Here is a 20,716-nt window from a genome sequence, read left to right as displayed (position 1 = left end):
CCTCTGGCAGACTAGTCGCCCTTGGCTTCCGCCTTGCGGGCCACCATCGCGCGCTTGCGCTCGTGCGGATCCAGCTCGCGCTTGCGGAGGCGGGTGTGGTTGGGCGTGATCTCGATCAGTTCGTCGTCGCGGATGAACTCAATGGCCTCCTCCAGGCTCATCTTCTTGGCGGGGTTCATCTTCTCGAAGTTGTCCGCCGACGCCGCACGGTGGTTCGTCAGCTTCTTCTCCTTCGTGACGTTGACCTCCATGTCCTCGTCGCGCGCGTTCTCGCCGACGATCATGCCGTTGTAGACCTGATCCGTCGGGCTCACGAAGAGCTGGCCGCGCTCCTGGAGGTTGATGATCGTGTAGCCAGTCACCTTGCCGGGGCGGTCCGCCACGATCGCGCCCGTCGCGCGGTGCGTGATGGGGCCGGCCCACGGGCGGTAGCCGTCGAAGAGGTGCGTGAGGATGCCCGTGCCCTTCGTGTCGGTGAGGAACTCCGTCCGGTAGCCGATGAGGCCTCTGGCGGGGATCTCGAAGGTCATGCGGACACGGCCGGAGCCGTTGTTCTTCATGCCGACCATCATGCCCTTGCGGGTGCCGAGCGTCTCGATGACGACGCCCATGAACTCCTCGGCCACGTCGATGATGGCCTTCTCGTACGGCTCGTGCGTTTTGCCGTTCACCTGCTTGGTGATGACCTGCGGCATGCCGACGGCGAACTCGTAGTCCTCGCGGCGCATCTGCTCAATGAGGATCGCCATCTGGAGCTCACCGCGTCCGAAGACGAGGAAGCGGTCCGGGCTGTCGGTCTCCTCAATGCGGAGCGCGAGGTTGGCCTCGCCCTCCTTCATGAGGCGGTCGCGGAGGTTGCGGCTCGTGACGTACTTGCCGTCCTGCCCCGCAAACGGGCTGTTGTTAATGCGGAACTCCATCGAGAGCGTGGGCTCGTCGATCGCCAGAGGCTCCAGCGGCTGCGGGTCCTGCGCGTCGGCTACGGACTCGCCCAGGCCGATGCCGGCCAGGCCTGCGGCGTAGACCACCTCACCGGCAGGCGCGCTCTCCACCGGGACGCGGTCCAGGCCTTCGGAGATGAACAGCTGCGTCACCTGCGCCGGCTTCTGCGTGCCGTCGCGCCCGCACAGCAGCACGCGCTGCTTGGTGCTGATCGTGCCGTTGACGATACGGCCGATCGCCAGAGGCCCGAGGTAGGCGTCGGGCTTGACGTCCGTCACGAGGAACTGCAGGCTCGCCTCCGGGTCGCCCTTGGGCGCGGGGACCGTTTCCACGATGGCCTCGAAGATGGGCCGCAAGTCCGTCAGCGGCTCCGAGAGGTCCGTCGTGCACTCGCCGTCGCGGGCGACGGCGTAGATGACGGGGAAGTCCAACTGATGCTCGTCGGCGTCGAGGTCGATGAACAGGTCGTAGACCTCGTCCAGCACCTCCTCGGCGCGGGCATCGCCGCGGTCGATCTTGTTGATGACCACGATGGGCACGAGGCCGAGCGCGAGCGCCTTGCTGAGCACGAACCGCGTCTGCGGCAGCGGGCCCTCGGCGGCGTCGACGAGAAGCATGATGCCGTCCACCATGCGGAGCGTGCGCTCCACCTCGCCGCCGAAGTCGGCGTGACCGGGCGTGTCGATGATGTTGATCTTCATCTCCTCGCCCGCCAGGTCCCCGGCCTCTGGCGTGAAGCGGACGGCCGTGTTCTTGGCCATGATCGTAATGCCCTTTTCGCGCTCGAGGTCCATCGAGTCCATGACTCGGTCCTGGATCACCTCGTGGGCGCTAAAGGTGCCGCTCTGCTGGAGCAGGGCGTCGACGAGGGTGGTCTTGCCGTGGTCGACGTGGGCGACGATGGCGACGTTTCTGATCTGAGGCATTCGAACCGAACTACGTGGGCGGGTGCGCCAGAGGCCTGTGGCCAGGGGACCCGGTCGGGTCGGGGGGCGCCGAAGCCTCTAAACTGCCTCGTGCGCTGCGGAGGGATCGCGCGCGCCCGGCGGATTCGGAGCGAAGTCGGACGCGCCAGGGGCCGCGGGCTCAATACCTCTCGCGTTCGACGCTCCCGCTCGCGCTGGGTCTTGGAAAGTCTCAGGGCGGGCCTGAATCCTGTGCCCGGGGCGGCGACGGTGGAACATGAGCGCCAGAGGCCAGATGTACGGCCGACGCCTCAGATGCCCCCCGCGCCATGTCCGCCTCCGCTCCGACTTCCTCCTCCGATCCCGGCCTTACCGGCCGCCCGATGCCGGCGCTGCGCCGCCCGCTCCCCGATCCGCCAGAGGCCCGGGTCGGCATCGCGCTCGTGGGGCTGGGGGCGTACGCGCTGAACCAGATCGCGCCCAACCTCGCGAACACGCAGCACGCGCGGCTCGCCGCCGTCGTGAGCGGCAACGCGGAGAAGGCGCAGGCCGTGGCCCGGGCCTATGGCTTGGAGGACTCCCACGTGTACAGCTACGACGACTTCGACCGCATCGCGGAGGACGAGACGGTCGACGCGGTGTACGTCATCCTGCCCAACGCCTTCCACCGCGCCTGGACAGAGCGCGCCTTCGCGGCGGGCAAGCACGTCCTCTGCGAGAAGCCGATGGCCGGAACGGTGGAAGACTGCCGCGCGATGATCGCCGCGGGCGAAGCGGCGGGCAAGAAGCTCATGATCGCCTACCGCGCGCAGTTCGACCCGTACAACCGCCGCGCCATCGACCTCGTGCAAGGCGGCGAGATTGGCGAGCCGCGCCTGATCATGGCCGACCACCACCGCTTGCTCAAGCTGGACGAGCTCCGTGACCAGTGGCGGGCGCAGAAAGACCTGGCCTCTGGCGGCTCGCTCTACGACATCGGGATCTACTCCGTTAACGGCGCGCGCTACTTGCTGGGCGAGGAGCCGACCGAGGTAACGGCGACGTACCTGGAGCGCTCGGACCGGGAGGAGGTGAGCGTCGAGGAAGGCGTCGAGTGGCAGATGACGTTTCCCTCGGGCGCCCGCGCGCTGTGCTCCTCCGGCTACCGCGCGGACCAGGCCAAGCGGATCCACGTGCAAGGCGCCTCTGGCGAACTCACGCTGGATCCCGCGACGGACTACTACGAGCGCAACCTGACGGTCAAGACCGAGGAGGGCACGCGCGAGATCACGATCCCGGATTCCAACCAGTTCGCGGCCATGCTGGACGAGATGGCGCTCGCAGTCAAAGAGGACCGCGAGCCCGCCACACCCGGCGCCGAAGGGCTCCGCGACGTGGAGATCATGCAGGCTATTTACCGAGCCGCCGAGACCGGGGACGCCGTGGCGGTGTAGACGGACCTATCACGCCAGAGGCCTCTGACGTGATCTTGCCCCTCCGCTCCCCGTACCTCCCGATGACCCTCTGCCTCTTCGAGGACGCCCCCGTCGCCCACCTCGCGCCTCTGGCGCTGACGCGCGCGGTCTACGACCTCCGCATCGGCGCGCGCACGCTGCTGGAAAGCGCCGTCGCGGCCTTCGCCCCTCAGACGCTCGCGCTGCACGCGCGTGAAACCGTGCTCGGCGTCACGCTGGAAGAGCACCCGGAGGCCGTGCCTCTGGCGGCAGTCACGGGCGGCGTGCTCCTCGTCAACGGACGGTGGCGCGCGCGCGGGGGCGAAACCGTAGACCGCATCCGCGAGGGCGCCAGAGGCGACGCCAAGGTGTGGGCGCAGGGCGACGATCTGCTCGCGATCTGGCTTCCCAGCCCGCCGGCGGACCCGACCAACCTGTTCGTGCTGCCCGAAGGCGTGGAGCGCCACGAGGTCAGCGGTGAGACGGTCGTCTCGCGGTTGTGGCACCTGGTGGAAGACGTGCCGGCACGCATCGCGGAGGACCTGGAGGAGATGGGCGGTCTGGGCACGCACGAGGGCGCCGACGTTCATCCCGCGGCCGTTTTGGCCTCTGGCGAGCGCATCCACCTCGCCTCAGGCGTGCGGATCGCGCCGGGCGCGGTCCTGGATGCGACAAGCGGGCCGATCCGGTTGGAGCAAGGCGCCGCATTGGAGGCCAACGCCGTTGTGGCGGGGCCGTGCTGGATCGGTCAGGGCGCGACGGTCAAGGCGCTGTGCCGGATCGACGGCAGCGCGATCGGTGAGCGCAGCAAGGTCGGCGGCGAGGTCCATGCGAGCGTGCTCCACAGCCTGAGCAACAAGGGGCACGACGGCTACCTCGGCAACTCGTACCTCGGCCGCTGGTGCAACCTCGGCGCCGACACCAACACGTCCAACCTCCGCAACGACTACGGCGAGGTCTCGCTGTACGACGCCGTGGAAGGCAGGGACGCCAAAACGGGGAGCCAGTTTATCGGCCTCGTCATGGGCGACCACTCTAAGTGCGCCATCAACACCGCGTTCAACACCGGGACGGTCGTCGGCGTGGCGTGCAACCTCTTCGGGGCGGAGTTCATGCCGCGCTACGTGCCGTCGTTCTCGTGGGGCGGCGCCTCGCGGCGCGTGGAATACCGCCCCTCCAAAGCGCTCCGCGTGGCTGAGGCGGTCATGGCCCGCCGCGACCGAGACCTCACGCCAGAGGCCCGGAAGATGCTCCTCGCCGTCCACGAAGCGACGGCGCCCGACCGCGCCTAAGGGTTCGGCCTCTGGCGTGGGCACGCGGGGCCGACACGCGCCTGCGGCATCGGCGCCAGAGGCGGGGGCGCACGGTTGTTGTAGTGCCAGTGGGCGCGCACGTATCCGCCAGAGGCCGCCTCTGGCGGACGCGCTCTCAGAGGGCATTTCTCTAGAGCGGCGGTATGTGCGACGTAGGTTCTGCCACGGCCCCGCTTTGCTATGATCCGCACCCTTTTTCTCCTTGTGGTTCTTTTCTGCGCGCTCCCGGGAGCGGCGCAGGAGACCTTCTCGGTCACGCTTACCGAGCGCTCGGACCTCGTCAACGCTCCGGCGTTGCACTCCGGCGCCGTTGCCGAGCACGAGGGGCTCTGGCTCTTCGTGGGAGGGCGCACTCAGAACCAAAGTGGTGAAGGAGGGGGGCTGCACGGCTTCGGCGCTGACGCCTTTCCACGCGAGTACGAGAACGGCGACGTTATCGTGTACGACCGCGCGACGGACACGCGGTGGAGCGCGAGCCTGGACGGTCTGCCCGACGCCATCGCGGACCCGCTGCGCAGCACGAACGGGCAATTCCTCGCCAGAGGCGACTCTCTGATCGTCGTCGGTGGCTACGGCCACAGCGAGGCGGCCGGCGGCAAGATCACGTTCGGCACGATGACCGTGATCGACGTGCCCGGAATCATCGGCGCGGTCATGGGCGCGCGCGACCTCGCGCCGCACATCCGGCAGCCTCTGGCGGACGAGGCCATGCTCAAGGTGGCCGGTGGTCACCTAGTGAACCTGGCGAGCGAGCCGGCGCTCGTGGGCGGCAACCGCTTTGACGGGGAGTACGGCGGCGCGTTTACGCAGGAGTACACGGAGTCCGTCCGCGTGCTCAAGCTCGACGGCGACGACCTCGGCGGCGTGGACGAGTTCACCGACGCGGAGCTTCACCGCCGCGACGGCAACGCGGCCCCAATGGTGCTAGACGGCGGCGCGATTGGCGTCGGCATCTACGGCGGCGTCTTCCACCCGCAGACGAACCAGGCGTACCTCAAGCCGATGATGCTCAGCACCTCTGGCGTGACGCAAGAGGCCGACTTCGAGCAGCACGTGGGGCACTACACCTCGCCCGTGTTGCCGATGTACAGCCTGGAGCGCGGCGAGATGAGCACGGTCTTTTTCGGCGGCATCAACGCGTTCACGTGGGATGATGCCTCTGGCGACTGGATGGCGGTCGGCAACCCGCCCTTTATCCCGTTCACGAACGACATCGGCGTGGTCTCGCGGCGCGATGGCGAGTGGAGCGAGCGACGCCTGGGCGTGCGGATGCCTCTGGCGTGCGACTCCGGCACCCGCTGCACCACGCTCCGCGGCACCAACGCCGCGTTTTTCCTCGACCCCGCGCTCGCGTTCTACGCCGATGACATCGTGGACTTCGACGCGCTTCCTGCGGGCGAGACCCGCATCGGGTGGATCGTCGGCGGCATTGCGGCGGGCTCGGGCAGCTTTGGCCAGACGTGGGCGTCCGAGCGCGTCCTCGAAGTCGCGGTCACCAAAACGGCCACGCCGAGCACGGAGACCGGCGCGCCTCTGGCGTTCCGCCTGGGCAACCCGGTGCCCAACCCAACGCGGACCGGCACGCGCCTGGACCTCACCGTGGACGCGCCAGAGGCCATCCGCGCCGAGGTGTTCAGTGTGACCGGCCGCCGTGTGGCCGTCCTTCACGACGGGTCTCTGGCGCCAGGCACGCACGCGCTCACCTGGGACGCCGCAGGCGTGGCGCCCGGCCTCTACCTCGTCCGCGTCACGGGCGCGGACGGCGCGAGCGCGAGCCGCCAGGTGATGCTCACGCGGTGAGAACGCGCCTGAAGGTTTGCTGCATCGTGAGTGTTGCCGAAGCGCGCCTCGCCATCGCGCACGGCGCCGACGCGGTTGGGCTCGTCTCGGCGATGCCGAGCGGGCCGGGCATCATCCCGGACGAGACATGCGCCGCTATCGCGCGCGCCGCCCCGCCACCGGTCGCGAGCGTGCTGCTGACGAGCCGAACCGAGGCCTCTGGCGTCGCGGAACAGGCTGAGCGCATCCGCCCGAGTGCGGTCCAACTCGTGGACGGCGCAGCATCGCCAGAGGCTCACGAGGCGCTACGCCGGCTCGGCATCCACGCGATCCAAGTGGTCCACGTCGAGGACGAGACCGCGCTGCCTCTGGCGCAAGAGGCAGCGCGCACGGCCAGCGCGGTCCTGCTGGACTCCGGTCGCCCGTCCGAAGGCGTGCTCGGCGGCACGGGCGAGCGGCATGACTGGAACATCAGCCGCGAGATCATCGCGGCGCTGGAGATCCCGGTCTTTCTCGCGGGCGGGCTGACTCCCGCCAACGCGCCAGAGGCCATCCAGCGGGTTCGGCCGTTCGCGCTGGACGTGTGCTCCGGCGTGCGCACGGCCGGCGCGCTGGACCCTACGAAGCTGGACGCGTTCGCTCGCGCGATGGCGTCGGCGTAGCCGCAGGGCCTCTGGCGGCAGAGGTCACGTCGAGCGCCAGAGGCTTCGGTCGCTCTATTGCTCCGCCAGAGGCGTCCGCCGGACGGCCACGAGCGTGAGGTCGTCGTCGATCTCGTCCGCGTAGTCCAGGACCGCGGCGCCCAGGCGGTCCACGATGGACTCGGCGGGCTGGCCCGCGAGCGCATCCAGCGCGGCATCCAGCGCGTGATCGCCGAACTCCTCGTCGCCGTGCCGCGCTTCGCTCACGCCGTCCGAGAACAGCACGAGCGCGTCGCCGGGCTCAAACGGCGTCTCGAGTTGCGCGTATGGCGCGTCTGCGAGGACGCCAAGCAGCGGGCCGCCGACGTCCAGCCGCGCGATCTCGCCAGAGGCCTTGACCAGCCGCGGTGCCGGGTGCCCGGCCGTCACGGAGCGGACGACGCCTCCGGCGGGATCCACGAGCGCCCACGCGAAGGTGACGAACTGGTCGATCTCGGTCCCGTCGCAGAGCAGCCGGTTGAGCCGCGAGGTCGCCCGCGCGAGGCCGAAACCGCTCGCGAGGTCATCGCGCATGGTGTGGATGCTGGCCTGGAGCGTCGCCATGAGCAGCGCCGCCGGGATGCCCTTGCCGACGACGTCCGCCACGGCGACGAGCATCTCGCCGTTGGCGAGCGCCGCCACGTCGTAGGCGTCGCCGGAGACGCCTTTGCTGGGGCGCCACCGCGCCGCCACGTCCAGACCGCCAATCGTCGGCAGGTCGGTTGGCAACAGCGACTCTTGCACCTGCCGCGCCAGCTGCATCTCGCTCTCGATCCGCTCCGCCTCAATCCGCTCTGCCACACGGTCCGCCGTTTCCAACGCACCTACGGCGAGCGCCGCCAGCGACGCTGCGAACGCCGATGCGGTCCCGTCCAGCCCCGCGCCAGAGGCCCGCGGCCCGAGCAGGATCACGCCTCTGGCGACCTCGCCTGCACGCAACGGGACGGCCCACGCCCAGCCGTCGGCGCAGTACGCCTCGGGTGCCGCGAGCGCGAGGAGCCGCGCCGGGACCTCGCCAGAGGCGGGGGCGCCGCCCCACGAGCCCGCGATGGCGAGCGAGCCGTCGGGCTCGGTAAGCGCGACGGCGGCGCGCGAGACGACGAGTTGCCCCATCAGCGCAAAGCCCAGCCGGCGAAGCACGGCGTCGCGGTCCAAGGCGGCGCCAAAGGCCTGGGCGAGCTCGAACAGCGTGCTCAGTTCCTGGGCGCGGCTTGCCAGCCGACGGTTCGCGTCGGCCAGGGCGCCGGCGGCCTGGGCCGCGCGGATGGACGCCGCACACGCGCTCGCCAGCGACCGCGCGATGGCGATTTCACCCGCCTCGTAGGCCGTCGCCGTCGCTTTGTCCCCCAACGCGACGAGCCCCACCGTCTCGCCGCCGTGGCGCAGCGGCAGCGCCAGCGCGATCCCGTGCGGGCGCAACGTGCCCGGCCCGCCGTCCGCGATCAGGGTGCCCGCTTCGAGCCCGTCCAGGCCTCTGGCGGCGACGACGCGGAGGCCGCCGCTATCGTCTGCCAGCGCGGCGAGCCCTCGCGGCGTGAGCAGGCGCGCCATGAGCGAGAGCAGCAGCGCCTGGGCTGCACCCTCGGGGTCGAGCGGGAGGTCGTCGAAGCGGTCGGCGGGCATCGCCGGAAGCTAGGGCGGTAACGGCGGACTCGGGACTGGGTTTTAGGAGCCGGGGCATTGGCCTCTGGCGCCAGAGGCGCGCTCACTTCTGCCAGTCCACAATCTCTAGCTCCCGATCCCCTTCTCCGCCACGTGCCGCTCACCGAGGTGGATCACCTCCGCGTCCATCGCCTTGCCGCCCTCCACGCGAAGCCGCAGGCACGTCCGCACCTGGTGAAACCCTTGGCGGCCCGCCGCGCCGGGGTTGATGTACAGCATCCCGCCCAGGCTCGGCACGCGCTCCACGCGCAGGATGTGGCTGTGGCCGCACACGAAGATGTCCGGCCACTCGCTGCGCAGCGCCGGCCCGATGCCTTTTGCCCACCGCTTCGGGTGCCCGCCGATGTGCGTCATCCAGATCCGCATCCCGCCCGCCTGGAAGCGCGCGTGCTCCTCGGTCCGTTCGCGGATGTACCGCCCGTCTACGTTGCCCCAGACCGCGTGCACCGGCGCGATCTCCGCCAGCCGGTCCAGTATTTTGCCGTCACCTCCCACGTCGCCCGCGTGGAGGATCAAGTCGCACGGCGCGAGCACGTCGTCCAGTTCGGGGTCGTAGTAGCCGTGAGTGTCCGAGACGATGCCGAGGCGCACGCAAAAGGGGGGAGGAGGGCGCGCAGTCTACGCCAGAGGCGCGCGCGGCGTCCCGCCAGAGGCCTCTGGCGTCAGTCCCAGAGCGCGATGGACGTGCTAAAGACTACAGCGACGGGCGGCGCACCGAGAAGGAGCGCACCGTCCTGGGTGCTCAGGAACAGGTGCGAGCCCGCGATAAACGCGCCCTGCACTGCTAGGGGCACGAGAACAGTGCGCCAGAGCGGGTCGTCCGGGCTGCTCACCAGATGCGCCGCGAGGCTGCTGGCGAGCGTTCCTCCGATCGGGATGCCGTACAGCACGCCTTCGCTGGAATAGGATGGGTTTTCCCAGAACACCTCGTCCGTGGGGTCTATCGCGTCCACGACCATGTAGCCCACGGCTCCACCTACGATGTACGCACCCGTCGCCGCGAGCGCGGTCAGCGCTGGGTTCGTAGCTGAGGCTCTGCTCGAAAGACGCTCGATAGCCTCTGGCGGCAAAGCGGTCGTCGCGTGCTCAGCCTTTTGCACGCTCAGGACGATCACGCTCCCCTCAGCCTCCGGCGGAGTCTGCGCCAGAGGCGCGAGATGAGGGACGGCGAAGAGAAAAGGAAAGAGAAGTGCGCGCATATGGAAGCGTCGGAATAGAAGGACGTCATCTTACGCTGCTACGCTGCTACGCTGCTACGCTGCAAGCCGGATCCCAGCCTTCGCCAGAGGCTTCTGCCCATCCCTCCGTCCCGAATCCTCTATCCCTCTCCTACCGCAGCATGATGCGGACACCGAACCGCGTCTTGTCCGGCCGAGGACCGTGGCGGACCGGCTCGCCGCTTACGCTCGCGTACGTCACCATCGGCACGCTCACAAACGGCGCGAGGACGTAGCTCGGGCGGTTGAACTCAATGCCGAGGCGCGCCCACGCGATGCCGCTGCGGATGCGCTCCGGCGTATCGCCATCGTCGCCAGAGGCCGCCTCGCTGCTGGAGCGCACCAAAGTGTAGTCGCCGGCTTCGGCCACGAGGGCGCCGACGATGCGGCTCCCTGCGGGATCGAAGAGGACGTTGTAGCCCCACGAGCCTCGGATCTCCTGCCCGAAGAGGCGGACGCGGTCGTCGGCGACTTTGAGGAGGCTCGCGCTCGACGGCGGCAGTTGCCCGGGCTCGGTCGCCGTCCCGCCGCCGGTGTAGGCCCGGAGCGCCTGCTCCGCTTCGGCGGACTCGACGTAGCCCGTACGGACGCGCCGGATGCCGATGGCGAAGTCCGACGTGACCTCTGGCGAGAGCGCCGTCGACGAGAGGAACGCGACATCTGTCTGGCGGAAGCCCAGGCTGCCCTCGCTGACAGGGTCCACGGCGACACGGACAGCATAGTCCGTGTTCTCGTTGCGCCAGTACGGCTTCACGACCACCCAACTCAGGCCGAGCGGCCCGCGCCGCGCCGCGGCTCCCGAGAGGTCCGCCACGGCCGAGACATCCACCTGCGGCAGCAACGCGTAGTCGAAGCGTGCCGCGACGGAGAGGTCTGCAACGGGCGCGCCGGATTCGGAGACGCCGAGCAAATCGCGCTCGCGGTAGGTCACTTCCCCCGAGACCGCAAAGCCGTCGTAGAAGCTCTGGCGCGCGGTCTCGCCACCATAGAAAGGGTCCAGGGTCTCGAACGAGCCCTGCGCCCCGGCCTCTGGCGCCGTCATAGCCCCCATCGCGATCACCGTGAGCAGACCCGTGCAACGGGCGAGGCGAGAGCGAGAAAGGCGGTCCATGGGCGGCACCGGCGGGCTAGGTGAGCACAAGTACGCCCTTGCGGGAGCAAACCGCAAGGGCGTCGTGGGAAATCGGGGTCCCGCTGACATGAACGCCGCCCAGGGCCTCTGGCGCGGACTCTGCGCCAGAGGCCGGTGGCTATGCAGCGGGCGGCGGCGGAGGCACGGCGCCGAAGACGGGCTGCATGGCCTCGACCTCGCCCGCCGTTTTCCAGCCGTCCATCCCCTCGCGCCACACGTGGCTCTCGCGCGTCAGTTCGCCTGAGGCCGCTTGCGCTTTGAGCTGATCCATTGTGAACGGGCCGGCGGTCTGGCCATCTTTGCTGACGTGGAAGCTCGGGGCCGCAGGAGGAGGGGGCGGCGGCGTGGCGCCAGAGGCTTGCTGCTGGCCTTGTGGCTGCATAAAGCTCCCCGCCATGCCCTGAGCCATCGCCATCCCTGCGCCCAGGCCGACGCCCGCGGCGGCGGCGCCTCCGCCGGGGTTGGACGCCGCAGCCTCCATCGCCTTCGCGGTCTGGAATTGCGTGTACGCGCCCAAGTTGCCGATCACGCCCATGCTGGTGCGCTCGTCCATTGCCTTCTCCACCTCTGGCGGGAGCGAGATGTTCTCCACCACCAGGTCCTTCAGCTCGACGCCATAGGCCTCCATGGATTCCTCCATCTTGCCGCCCAGTGCGCCGCCGAGCTCGGAGTAGTTGGCGGCCAGGTCCAACGCGGCCAGCTTGGCCTCGCCGAGGGCCTCAGTAAAGCGAGAGACGACGAGGTTACGGATGTGGTCCGTAACCTCTGGCGTGCTCACGTCGCCGCTCGTGCCCACGACCTCGGTCAGGAACGTGTCCGCGTCCGTCACGCGGAAGGTGAACGTGCCGAAGGCGCGCAGGCGCGTCGGGCCGAACTCCGGGTCGCGGAGCATGATGGGGTTCTTCGTGCCCCACTTCTGGTTGGTAAACCGCCGCGTGTTGACGAAGTAGACCTCGGCCTTGAACGGGCTCTCGAAGCCGTACTTCCAGCTCTCGAGCGTCGTCAGGATCGGCATGTTGGCCGTGGTCAGCTTGTATGTGCCGGGCGTGAACACGTCGGCGAGTTGGCCTTCGTCCACGAACACGGCCGTCTGGCCCTCGCGGACCGTCAGCATCGCGCCGGACTTGATCTCGTTGCCGTGGCGCGGAAACCGCCACACGATGGTGTCGCGGCTGTCATCGGTCCACTCGATGACGTCGATGAGCTCGTTGCGGAGCCGGTCCATGAGTCCCATGTGTCGGTGCCCACTCGGGGCGGTTGGTTTACGGAGAGGGTACGCCAGAGGCGCTGTTTGGCAGGGCTTCGCCAGAGGCCGGGCCTCTGGCGCTGCGCGCGGCGTCGGGGGCACGGTCGCCCCGGTCGACGGCGGTAATGCGCTCACGTACGGGCGCGAGGGCGTCTCGGATGCGATCTACGATGGCGTGCGCATCGAGCGCGCCGCAGGTGAACACGTCCAGCGTCACGAGCCCGGCTTCGGGCCACGTGTGGAGGCTCGCGTGCGACTCGGCCAGGAGGACGATGCCGGTTACCCCTTCGGGCTCGAACTGGTGGAAGCGCCCGCCGAGCACGGTTGCGCCCGCCTCGCGGCAGGCGTCCGGCAGCAGCGTCTCCCACGTCGCCACGCGGCGCAGCGGCTCCGCGTCGGCCACCCAGAAATCGACGAGCAGGTGGTGGCCTCCGGCCGGTTGGCTCGCGCTTGCCTCTGGCGCCAGAGGCGAGAGCGGTTTGGTAGGTGCGGGGTTTGTCTCACCCTCGCTCAGCGCTCCGAATGCGGGCGAGGCGAGCCTCGCCCCTACGGAGGTGCGCTGGAGGGCATCCACTGAAGACCGAGGATCTACTGCCATCGTGCCCACCCCTTCTGGTAGTAGTCGAGCAGGACCGGATCGTCCAGCGTGTTGACCTCCACGCCGGCGGGGCGCGTAAGGTCCGGCGCGAAGGTTTGCGCGGCGGCGAAGGCCTCTGGCGTGAGGAAGCGCAGCGGCTCGGCGGCGCTCGCCAGAGGCGCGAGGCGGGCGGCAAAGCGCTCGGGGTTGACCGCGTGCGTCGAGCCCAGGAAAAAGCCCCAGTCGCCGAAGCTGGGAACGTAGATGTGGTAGGGAAGAGGGTGGAGGTCCGCAGCCTCGGCCGTGGCGACGATGCTCCAGAAGGCCTCAGGCGCGAAGTAGGGCGATGTGGATTGAACCGAGACCATCGCGCCCGCGCCGAGCCTCTGGCGCAGGAGTTCGTAGAACGGGCGGCTGTAGAGCTTCGCCAGCGACTCGTGGTTGGGGTCGGGCAGGTCCACGAGGACGACGTCGAACGCCAGAGGCGAGTCCTCGATAAAGCGGTACGCGTCGGCGTTGATGATCTCGACGCGGGGGTCCGAGAGCGCGCCCTGATTGGCCTCCAGAATGGCCGCGTGGCGCTGCGCGAGGTCGGTCACGGCTGGGTCGAGGTCGACGAGCGTGACCGACTCCACCCCGGGCCACTTCAGCACCTCTCGCGTGGCGAGGCCGTCGCCGCCGCCCAGAATCAGGACCCTCTGGCGCCGCGCGGCGAGCGCCATCGCGGGGTGCACGAGCGCCTCGTGGTAGCGGTATTCGTCGCTGGTCGCGAACTGGAGCGCGCCATCGAGGAAGAGGCGCGTGTCGCCCTGGCGCGAGCGCGTGACCACGAGCCGCTGGTACGGCGACTGCTCGGTGAACAGGATCGGCGCGCGGTACAGCTTGGCCTCGAACACGTCCGCCAGCCAGCCCGCGCCGACGGCGCCCGCCGCCAGAGGCAGGCCGAGCGCGAGCGTCGCCAGCGCCAGCGGCCGGTAGGACCTCTGGCGGCGGAGCATCTTGCGGAACGCCCACAGGCACGCCACGACCACGCCGAGGTTGATGGCGCCCGTCACGAACGCCGTCCGTAGCACGCCGAGCGTGGGCAGCAGCACGAGCGGGAACGCCAGCGCCGCGAGCAGCGCGCCGAGGTAATCGACCGCGAGCACGTTCGCGACGGTATCGCGCCTCTGGCGCCCGGCCATGTCCAGCACGCGCGCCACGAGCGGGATCTCCAGGCCGACGAGCACGCCGATCACCAAGACGGCGCCCGCCATGACCGCGTGGTACGCCAGAGGCGCGTAGCTGTACGCCCAGTAGAGCGCTGCCGCGGAGCACCCGCCGGCCACGCCGATGGCCAACTCCACGCCCACGAACCAGACGAGCGGATCCCCGTGGATGCGGCGCGAGACGAGCGAGCCGACGCCCATGGCGGTCATGAACCCGCCGATGGTGAGCGAGAAGTGCAGCGTCGAGTTGCCCAGCAGGTACGACGAGAGCGTGCCGACGATGAGCTCGTAGAGCAGCCCGCACGTCGCCACGACCAAGACGGACGTGAGCAGCACGCGCACCTGGCGGTCGGTCAGCTCGCGCTCGGCCTCTGGCGCTACGGCCACACTCGGCACGCCGATGCGCGCGCCGTCGCCAGAGGCGGGGCGCGGGAGGTCCGGAGTCAGCGTGTCGAGGTCAGGGGGCAAGACAGACGAAGCGGGTCGGCCTCTGGCGCCAGAGGCCAACGGGGCAGGGTTACGACAGCATCACGGCCGCAACAACGATGGAGCACCCGATAAACACGCCCGCGAGCATGATGCCGATGGCCGTGTTCTGGTCCTCCACGAGCTCGCGCTTGAGGTCCAGGCCCACGATCTTGTCGAAGACGAAGTAGCCCGCGAGCGTCAGCAGGATGCCGATGGCGCCGTAGAGGATCGTCGCGACGATGACGGAAACCTGGAGGCTGCCGTCGCCCGCGGCCTCTTGCGCGAAGGCGGGAGCGGCGGCGAGCGTGGTCAGCGCGAGGGCGAGGGTGGAGCGGAAGGCGCGCATAGGAGCGAGAGCGGAAGGGGAAAGGAACGCCAGAGGCCTCTGGCGCTAGTCGATGCGGCCGAAGCCGCCGGCGAGGAACAGCACGAGGCCGAGAAGGACGGCGAGGCCACAGGCCACCGCGAAGGGGCCGGGGTCCCACATGCCGGTACGGACGGTCGTGGTAAACGTCAGGCGGTCGGGGCTCCGCTCTTCCACGAACATCAGGAGCGTGTGCGAGCCCACCGCGTTGGGCCGGAAGGCCCGCTTCAGTTCGTAGCCGTCACTCCGGTTGGTCAGGCGCCCGAGATTGACGACGTCGCCATCGGGCTCTTCGATGTAGACCTCGGCGGCTGGGTAGGGGTACAAGCCATCATGTGGCGTCGCGACGACGACCTCGTAGACCTCGCTCGCGTCCACCACCTCTACCGTTCCGAGCGAGAGCGAGTCGCGCCGCTCGGCGGTGAACTCGCTGCGGCTCGGGAGGACAGGAACGTCGCTGAGGTCCGAGACGAACTCGGTTGTTCCGCTGGAAACGGTGGAGCCGTCTTTGGAAGAGGCCCAGCCAATGCCCATGAAATAGGCGCCAGCGGCGAGAAAGCACAGCAGAGCGGCGCTGCGGAGCGCCTTTCGCCTCTTGCGCGCTCGCTCGGCGCGCGCGTCCATCTCGCGGAGCTTGTCTTCACGCCCGAAGGCTGCCCAGAGCTCGCGCTCCGGGACGCGAGGGCCACCCACGACTTCGAGTTCGTCGCCGGTGAGCTCGGCGCTGTAATGCTGGTCGCCGCGAGAGGCCTCGATCACCTTCAGCGTTTTGTCCAGGCGTGGGCGGAATGTGAACTCGCCCTGCATGGCCGTGATCTTGGCCGGGCCGGACTCCTTGATTCCCGCCTTGCCCTCTTTCAGCTTGATGCCGGAGCGCGAAACCTCTGGCGTGGGCCGGATCGGCGTCTGGATCGTCCAGCCCTCGTCGGAGGAGTGCGAGAGGTAGCGCGGCACGCCGGAATCGCTGACGAGCTGCCACTCGTCCCAGTGCCAGGAGTCCTCGGAGTCCCAGCCCTTGTAGCGCATCCAGCCCATCACGAGGTGGTTCTCGCCGAAGAACGTGGCCTCGTCGCCGGGCTTGATGGGGTGCTTCGGCCCCACCTTGGGGTTCATCTGGCCGATGACATCCAACTGCGTGGTGCCGAGGTCCAGCACGCTGCCGCAGTAGGTGCACATCGCGGCTTTGCTGCCGCGCTCGGGGTGCACCTCTACCGATCCGCCGCAGTTGGAGCACGTCAGCGTGTCCGGGACGCCATCCTGGCCTCTGGCGCCAGAGGCGGCCTCGGCTCCGCCAGAGGCGGCGAGTTGCTGCGCGGCCCACGCATTCTGCGGGTTGACCGCGAGCACGCGTTGTAGAAAGCCCGCGCGCTCGGCATCGTCTTCCGCCACGCGAGCGCGCCAGAGAAGGGCTTCTTCGTGGGCAGGATCCGCCGCGAGGATGTCGTCGAGAAGCGTGCGGGCGGCGACGTTGTGCCCGCGGCGAGCAGCGCGGAGCGCGCGGTCAAGAGGGGAGAGCTCCATCATTTGCCGAAGCTGGGGCCGCCTCCGCCGACGCGCGGACCGCTCGTGCTTCCGGTCCGGTTGGAACGAGGCGGTGGGGGGACGTAGATCGGCACGTAGTAGGCGCGGGTGGGCCGCGCCGCACTTGTCGCAGCGTTGGCGAGCCGCACGGCGCTCGGGCCTTTGGCAGCGGAACTGGCCGCCCATGCACCGAGGCCGCCGAGAAAGACGAGGAGGAGGATGCGTCCCATGTTTAGCTGAAAGGGTCGGGGTCTACGGTCACGTCCGCGCGATCCACGGGGCGGCCCACGAACAGCTCCACCTCGCGCTCGCCGTACTCCAGGCCCACCTCTTCGTCCCCAGAGGCGCCGTCGACGTAGGCGATGGCTTCGCCGGGGAGAATGAGCGTGCCGAACTGTCCCTCGGCCGAGACGATGGTCGCTTCGCCGACCTCGTCGACGCGCACCTCGCGGTCGGCCAGCGTGAGCACGTCACCGACCTGGATGCCCGCGAAGGGAGGCGCCTGCGCAAGAGGCCGCTTCTGGAGGAGGGAGAACGCGCCTTCGTCTTCGATCAGCCACGCGCGCTTCTCGCCGCCGATATCCAAGAACCACTCCTGCCAGGTGCCGCCCTCGTACTCGTACACGAGACGGCCCAGAACGCGGAAGGCGTGCGTCCCGACGCGGCCGGTGGCGTCGAGGTAGAGCGGGCTCTTGAGTTGAGCGAGCGAAGCGGTGCGGCCGGTGGGGTCCAGGCGGACGCCGTCGTAGAGGGCCACGTTCTGGCAGAACTCGCAGGTGACCGCTTTCACGAAGCGGTTTTTGATGCGCAGCGGGGCGCCGCACGTCGGGCAATGGTGTTGATCGTCCACGCGGAGGGCTGAGGGTCTGCTAGAGGATACAGGAAGAGTCCGTTCTTCCGCTCTACCCATCTATGCGTCGAATCGTTGCGCTGGAGCCCACTGTCTCGCGGCCGCCTCTGGCGCCAGAGGCTCAGTCCCTCTCAGGAGGGCGCGGTGCCGTCTTGAGCACGATGCCGCCCGGAGGCGCCGCGGTAACGCCCTGACGCCGGGCGGGCGGAGCCGCTGGCGGGGCTTCGCCAGGAGCGGTCTCGCCGGCGTCGGGGAAGTAGGCTTCCTCGTGGAGGTGAGCGTCGTCTAGGCCGGCGCGGCGCAAGAGGCCGTGGACCGCGCTCACCATGCCGGGGTTGCCACATGCGTAGCCGGCCGTCTCCTCCAGCGGCCATTCGAGCGCGTCGAGGTGCTTGCGGAGGACGTCTTCCACGCGGCCCGCCTCGCCGGTCCAGTTCGGCGCTTCCCACGGACGGCTGACCGTGACGACAGCGCTCACATGCTCGCCTCTGGCGAACGTCTGGAGCTCGGCGGCATACGGGCCGAGATCAGCAGGCGTGCTCGCCCCGTAGAGGATCAGAAAGCGGTCGCCTCTTGCGCCAGAGGCCGGATCGGCGGCGGCATGGCGGAGCATGGAGAGAAAGGGCGCGATGCCGGTCACGGTGCACGCCATGACGTGGTGCGTGCACGCCCCGTCTCGCGCAAAGGCGCCCGCCGCACGGCCCCTGACGCCGAGCGCGTCGCCAGCGGCGAGCCCGAACAGGCTGGGCGTGAGCTCGCCGCCGTCCACGCGCTCGACGAACAGCTCGATCTCTCCCTCGTGCGGCGCGCTGAGGACGGAGTACGGGCGCTTGACCCATTGACCGCTGGCGCCGGGGAGCACGAGCGTGACGTACTGACCGGGCTCGAAGGCCACGGGCCGCTCGGGGCGGAGCCAGAACGTGGCGAGGTCATCGGTGTGGTCCTCGCGGCGTGTGACCGTGGCGGCGAGGTACGAAGAGGGGAGACCGTCCATGCCGCAGTGTACGGCGCGGGCCTCTGGCCCCAGAGGCCACCGCTTACTGAGGCATGTACGGCTGCGGCACGTCGGGCTTGTCGGAGCGGCCGTCGAACATCCACGAGATGATCCACCAGCGCGCGCCGTCCCAGACCAGTTGGATGCTGTTCACGCCGCGGCCCTCCACTGGGCCGGTTTCGGTCTGGCGCCACTCGTACGTACTCCAGACGTGCGCGGTGGCGCCGTAGCGCTCGGTGCGCCGCGCGATCTCGGCCTCGAAGAACCCCGCCGTAGCCAGGCTGCTGCTCTGCGCGTGGAAGCCCGCCAGATCGGTCGGCTGGACGATCACCTCCCCATCGGGGCCGCTCCCGACGACCGTCACGAGGGCGTCAGGGTGATGGAGGGTGCTGTCTCGCGCCCAGTCACGAGGTTGGCCTGCGGGGCCTGAGACGACCTCGTAGTACGCGCGAATGATGCCGTCGAGCGTGCCTACGTCTTCCGGGGAAGGCGTGGACTGGGCAGAGGCGCCCGCCGCCAGAGGCAGGAGCAGAGCGAGGAGGAGCAGGCGCATGAGAACGGAGAGGGTGCCGCCGAAGGTAGACGGCAAGACGTTCTCCGAAGGGCGCGTGCCCTCTGGTCTCACAGGCGCCGGACGCGAGACCGCCGCTGAGGCTCAGCGGCGGTCTCGCCAGAGGCTCTAAGCGGCCTCTGGCGTCAGCCTTTCGGGCGGAGCGTGGCGACGGGCAGCAGGATCTCCTCCAGGCTTACGCCACCGTGCAGGAACGAGTCGCGGTAGCGCTCCTGGTACTTGTGGTAGTTCGTCGGGTAGACGAAGTAGCGGTCCTCGGTCGCGAAGACGTAGTTCTCGTTGATGCCCGCACGCGGCAGGCCGTACGTCTCGGGCTCCTTGACGAAGATGGCCTCGCGAGATTCCACCTTGAGGTTGCGGCCGTGCTTGTAGCGCAGGCTCGTGCTCGTCTCGCGGTCGCCGATCACCTTGGTCGCGTTGAGTGACCGCACGGCGCCGTGATCGCTCGTGATGACGATCGTACAGTCGTGCTCGGAAAGCTGCTTGAACGCGTCGGCCAGCCAGGAATGCTCAAACCACGTCGTGCTGAGGCCGCGGTACGCGGGTACGTCGGGCGCGATCTCGCGGAGGATGCGGGAGTCCGAGCGCGAGTGCGCGAGGATGTCCACGAAGTTGACGACAACGGCCGAGAGGTCCACCTGCAAGAGATCCGTTACACGGTCGGCGAAGGCGGCACCGTCGCTCTGGTTGCTGATCTTCTCGTAGCGCATCCGGATGTCTTTCCGGTGGCGGCGGTCGAGCAGGTCGCGGAGGAACTCGTCCTCGTGCGCGTTTAGGCTGGGCTCGTCGTCATCGCGCACGTCGGCGGTGAAGCGGTCCGGGAAGCGCTTGGCGAGGTCGACCGGCAACAGGCCTCCGAAGATGGCGTTGCGCGAGTACGGCGTGGCCGTGGGCAGGATGGAGTAGTGCCAGTCCGTTTCCACCTCGTAGTGCTGCTGCAGCGTGCGCTCGAAGAGCAGCCACTGGTCGTAGCGGAGGCAGTCGATGAGGAAAAAGACGACGGGCCGCTCAGGCTTGCCGCCCACGTCGCCGAGCAGCGGCATCACGCTCTGGCCGATGATGTCGTGGCTCATCGTTGGGCGGGCCTCGCCCGGCTTCTCGCCTCTGGCGGAGGCCGAGATCCACTCCGGGTACTCGCGCTCGATAAAGCGAGAGAACGCCTCGTTGGCGCCCTTGTACTGATCATCGAGGATCTGGCGCACGCTCTCGTCGCCGCCCTGAAGCTCCAGGTCGAAGCGCACGAGCTGACGGTACACGTCGATCCACTCGTCGGCATCCAGCGAGCCGCCGAGGCGCGCCGAGATCTGCCCAAACGTCTGGAGGTAATCCTGCTGGACCTGCTCGCCGCGGATGCGGTCGCCGTCCAGAAGCCGCTTGCACGTGAGGAGCAGCTGCTTCGGGTGGACAGGCTTGATGAGGTAGTCCGCAATCTTGCGCCCGATGGCGTCCTCCATCAGGTGCTCCTCCTCACTCTTGGTGATCATCACGACGGGCGTCTCCGGCCGCCGCTCCTTGATCTGCTCTAGGGCGTCCAACCCGCCAAGGCCGGGCATTTGCTCGTCGAGGAAGACCACGTCGAAGCGGGCGTTTTCGACGCGGTCCACCGCGTCGGCGCCGTTGCTCACGGTCTCGACGGAGTAGCCTTTGGCTTCGAGGAACAGGACGTGCGGCTTGAGGAGATCGATCTCGTCGTCGGCCCAGAGGATGCGAGGCATGTCGGCAATAGGGGAGGGGAGTACCGAGGTCGGGCGCGCGTCGGGGCTGTTCGGAGGCCTCTGGCGGAGAGGGGCGCCAGAGGCCGAAGGTCGGGGTGCGGCGTCAACGCCGCCAGAGGCGCGGTGGTGCCCGGGTGCG

General features: G+C 69.1%; 19 protein-coding genes. 4 read left to right on the top strand and 15 right to left on the bottom strand.

Annotated features, from left to right (window positions below):
• Nucleotides 1–11 precede the first annotated feature (11 nt).
• Nucleotides 12–1,868 carry a translational GTPase TypA gene (gene typA, locus BSZ36_RS13565; RefSeq protein WP_094549859.1) on the bottom strand — a complete coding sequence of 619 codons (1,857 nt, stop codon included), beginning with the start codon at nt 1,866–1,868 and terminating at the stop codon, nt 12–14.
• Between the two features lie 308 nt (nt 1,869–2,176).
• On the opposite strand from typA, the gene BSZ36_RS13560 reads away from it, so the two are divergent.
• The 4 genes from BSZ36_RS13560 (at nt 2,177) to BSZ36_RS13545 (ending at nt 7,034) form a co-directional block, all read left to right on the top strand.
• Nucleotides 2,177–3,280, top strand: coding sequence for a Gfo/Idh/MocA family protein (locus tag BSZ36_RS13560; protein ID WP_094549857.1), 1,104 nt, complete (start codon nt 2,177–2,179; stop codon nt 3,278–3,280).
• A gap of 62 nt (nt 3,281–3,342) precedes the next feature.
• Nucleotides 3,343–4,572: a putative sugar nucleotidyl transferase gene (locus BSZ36_RS13555; RefSeq protein WP_094549855.1), complete on the top strand. Its 1,230-nt coding sequence runs from the start codon at nt 3,343–3,345 to the stop codon at nt 4,570–4,572.
• A 201-nt stretch (nt 4,573–4,773) separates the two neighbouring features.
• Nucleotides 4,774–6,393 carry a T9SS type A sorting domain-containing protein gene (locus BSZ36_RS13550; protein WP_094549853.1) on the top strand — a complete coding sequence of 540 codons (1,620 nt, stop codon included), beginning with the start codon at nt 4,774–4,776 and terminating at the stop codon, nt 6,391–6,393.
• Nucleotides 6,390–7,034: a phosphoribosylanthranilate isomerase gene (locus BSZ36_RS13545; protein WP_094549851.1), complete on the top strand. Its 645-nt coding sequence runs from the start codon at nt 6,390–6,392 to the stop codon at nt 7,032–7,034. The genes BSZ36_RS13550 and BSZ36_RS13545 overlap by 4 nt, the downstream gene beginning before the upstream one ends.
• A 54-nt stretch (nt 7,035–7,088) precedes the next feature.
• Here the strand turns inward: BSZ36_RS13545 and BSZ36_RS13540 are convergent, their stop codons facing one another.
• The 14 genes from BSZ36_RS13540 to porX form a co-directional block, all read right to left on the bottom strand.
• Nucleotides 7,089–8,675: a PP2C family protein-serine/threonine phosphatase gene (locus tag BSZ36_RS13540; protein ID WP_094549848.1), complete on the bottom strand. Its 1,587-nt coding sequence runs from the start codon at nt 8,673–8,675 to the stop codon at nt 7,089–7,091.
• A 105-nt stretch (nt 8,676–8,780) separates the two neighbouring features.
• Nucleotides 8,781–9,305: a metallophosphoesterase family protein gene (locus BSZ36_RS13535; protein ID WP_094549846.1), complete on the bottom strand. Its 525-nt coding sequence runs from the start codon at nt 9,303–9,305 to the stop codon at nt 8,781–8,783.
• 71 nt (nt 9,306–9,376) lie between these two features.
• Nucleotides 9,377–9,913: a hypothetical protein gene (locus BSZ36_RS13530; protein ID WP_094549844.1), complete on the bottom strand. Its 537-nt coding sequence runs from the start codon at nt 9,911–9,913 to the stop codon at nt 9,377–9,379.
• Nucleotides 9,914–10,043: 130 nt separating this feature from the next.
• Nucleotides 10,044–11,042, bottom strand: coding sequence for a hypothetical protein (locus tag BSZ36_RS13525; protein WP_143536900.1), 999 nt, complete (start codon nt 11,040–11,042; stop codon nt 10,044–10,046).
• A gap of 139 nt (nt 11,043–11,181) precedes the next feature.
• Nucleotides 11,182–12,297 (bottom strand): SPFH domain-containing protein, encoded by a 1,116-nt coding sequence (locus tag BSZ36_RS13520; RefSeq protein WP_094549840.1) that lies wholly within the window; start codon nt 12,295–12,297, stop codon nt 11,182–11,184.
• Between the two features lie 28 nt (nt 12,298–12,325).
• Complete coding sequence (gene speD / locus BSZ36_RS13515; RefSeq protein WP_094549838.1) at nt 12,326–12,907, bottom strand: adenosylmethionine decarboxylase; 582 nt, start codon at nt 12,905–12,907, stop codon at nt 12,326–12,328.
• The gene (locus BSZ36_RS13510; RefSeq protein WP_179271195.1) at nt 12,898–14,562 is read right to left on the bottom strand and encodes a polyamine aminopropyltransferase; all 1,665 of its coding nucleotides are present in this window, start codon (nt 14,560–14,562) and stop codon (nt 12,898–12,900) included. The genes speD and BSZ36_RS13510 overlap by 10 nt, the downstream gene beginning before the upstream one ends.
• Before the next feature lie 49 nt (nt 14,563–14,611).
• Complete coding sequence (locus BSZ36_RS13505; RefSeq protein WP_094549833.1) at nt 14,612–14,908, bottom strand: DUF350 domain-containing protein; 297 nt, start codon at nt 14,906–14,908, stop codon at nt 14,612–14,614.
• A 45-nt stretch (nt 14,909–14,953) separates the two neighbouring features.
• Nucleotides 14,954–16,450: a DUF4178 domain-containing protein gene (locus BSZ36_RS13500; RefSeq protein ID WP_179271194.1), complete on the bottom strand. Its 1,497-nt coding sequence runs from the start codon at nt 16,448–16,450 to the stop codon at nt 14,954–14,956.
• Nucleotides 16,447–16,677 (bottom strand): hypothetical protein, encoded by a 231-nt coding sequence (locus tag BSZ36_RS19515; RefSeq protein WP_179271193.1) that lies wholly within the window; start codon nt 16,675–16,677, stop codon nt 16,447–16,449. The genes BSZ36_RS13500 and BSZ36_RS19515 overlap by 4 nt, the downstream gene beginning before the upstream one ends.
• 2 nt (nt 16,678–16,679) lie before the next feature.
• Nucleotides 16,680–17,297: a DUF4178 domain-containing protein gene (locus BSZ36_RS13495; RefSeq protein WP_179271192.1), complete on the bottom strand. Its 618-nt coding sequence runs from the start codon at nt 17,295–17,297 to the stop codon at nt 16,680–16,682.
• A 121-nt stretch (nt 17,298–17,418) separates the two neighbouring features.
• Nucleotides 17,419–18,291, bottom strand: coding sequence for an FAD-binding oxidoreductase (locus BSZ36_RS13490; RefSeq protein ID WP_094549826.1), 873 nt, complete (start codon nt 18,289–18,291; stop codon nt 17,419–17,421).
• Between the two features lie 43 nt (nt 18,292–18,334).
• Nucleotides 18,335–18,844, bottom strand: a complete 510-nt coding sequence (locus BSZ36_RS13485; protein WP_094549824.1) for a DUF4440 domain-containing protein — start codon at nt 18,842–18,844, stop codon at nt 18,335–18,337.
• A gap of 143 nt (nt 18,845–18,987) precedes the next feature.
• Nucleotides 18,988–20,577: a T9SS response regulator signal transducer PorX gene (gene porX, locus BSZ36_RS13480; RefSeq protein WP_094549822.1), complete on the bottom strand. Its 1,590-nt coding sequence runs from the start codon at nt 20,575–20,577 to the stop codon at nt 18,988–18,990.
• Between the last annotated feature and the right edge of the window lie 139 nt (nt 20,578–20,716).

The organism is Rubricoccus marinus (assembly GCF_002257665.1).
GTDB lineage: Bacteria > Bacteroidota > Rhodothermia > Rhodothermales > Rubricoccaceae > Rubricoccus > Rubricoccus marinus.
Note: the sequence above shows the minus strand (reverse complement) of the source record. Positions and strands in the feature narration are given on the sequence as shown.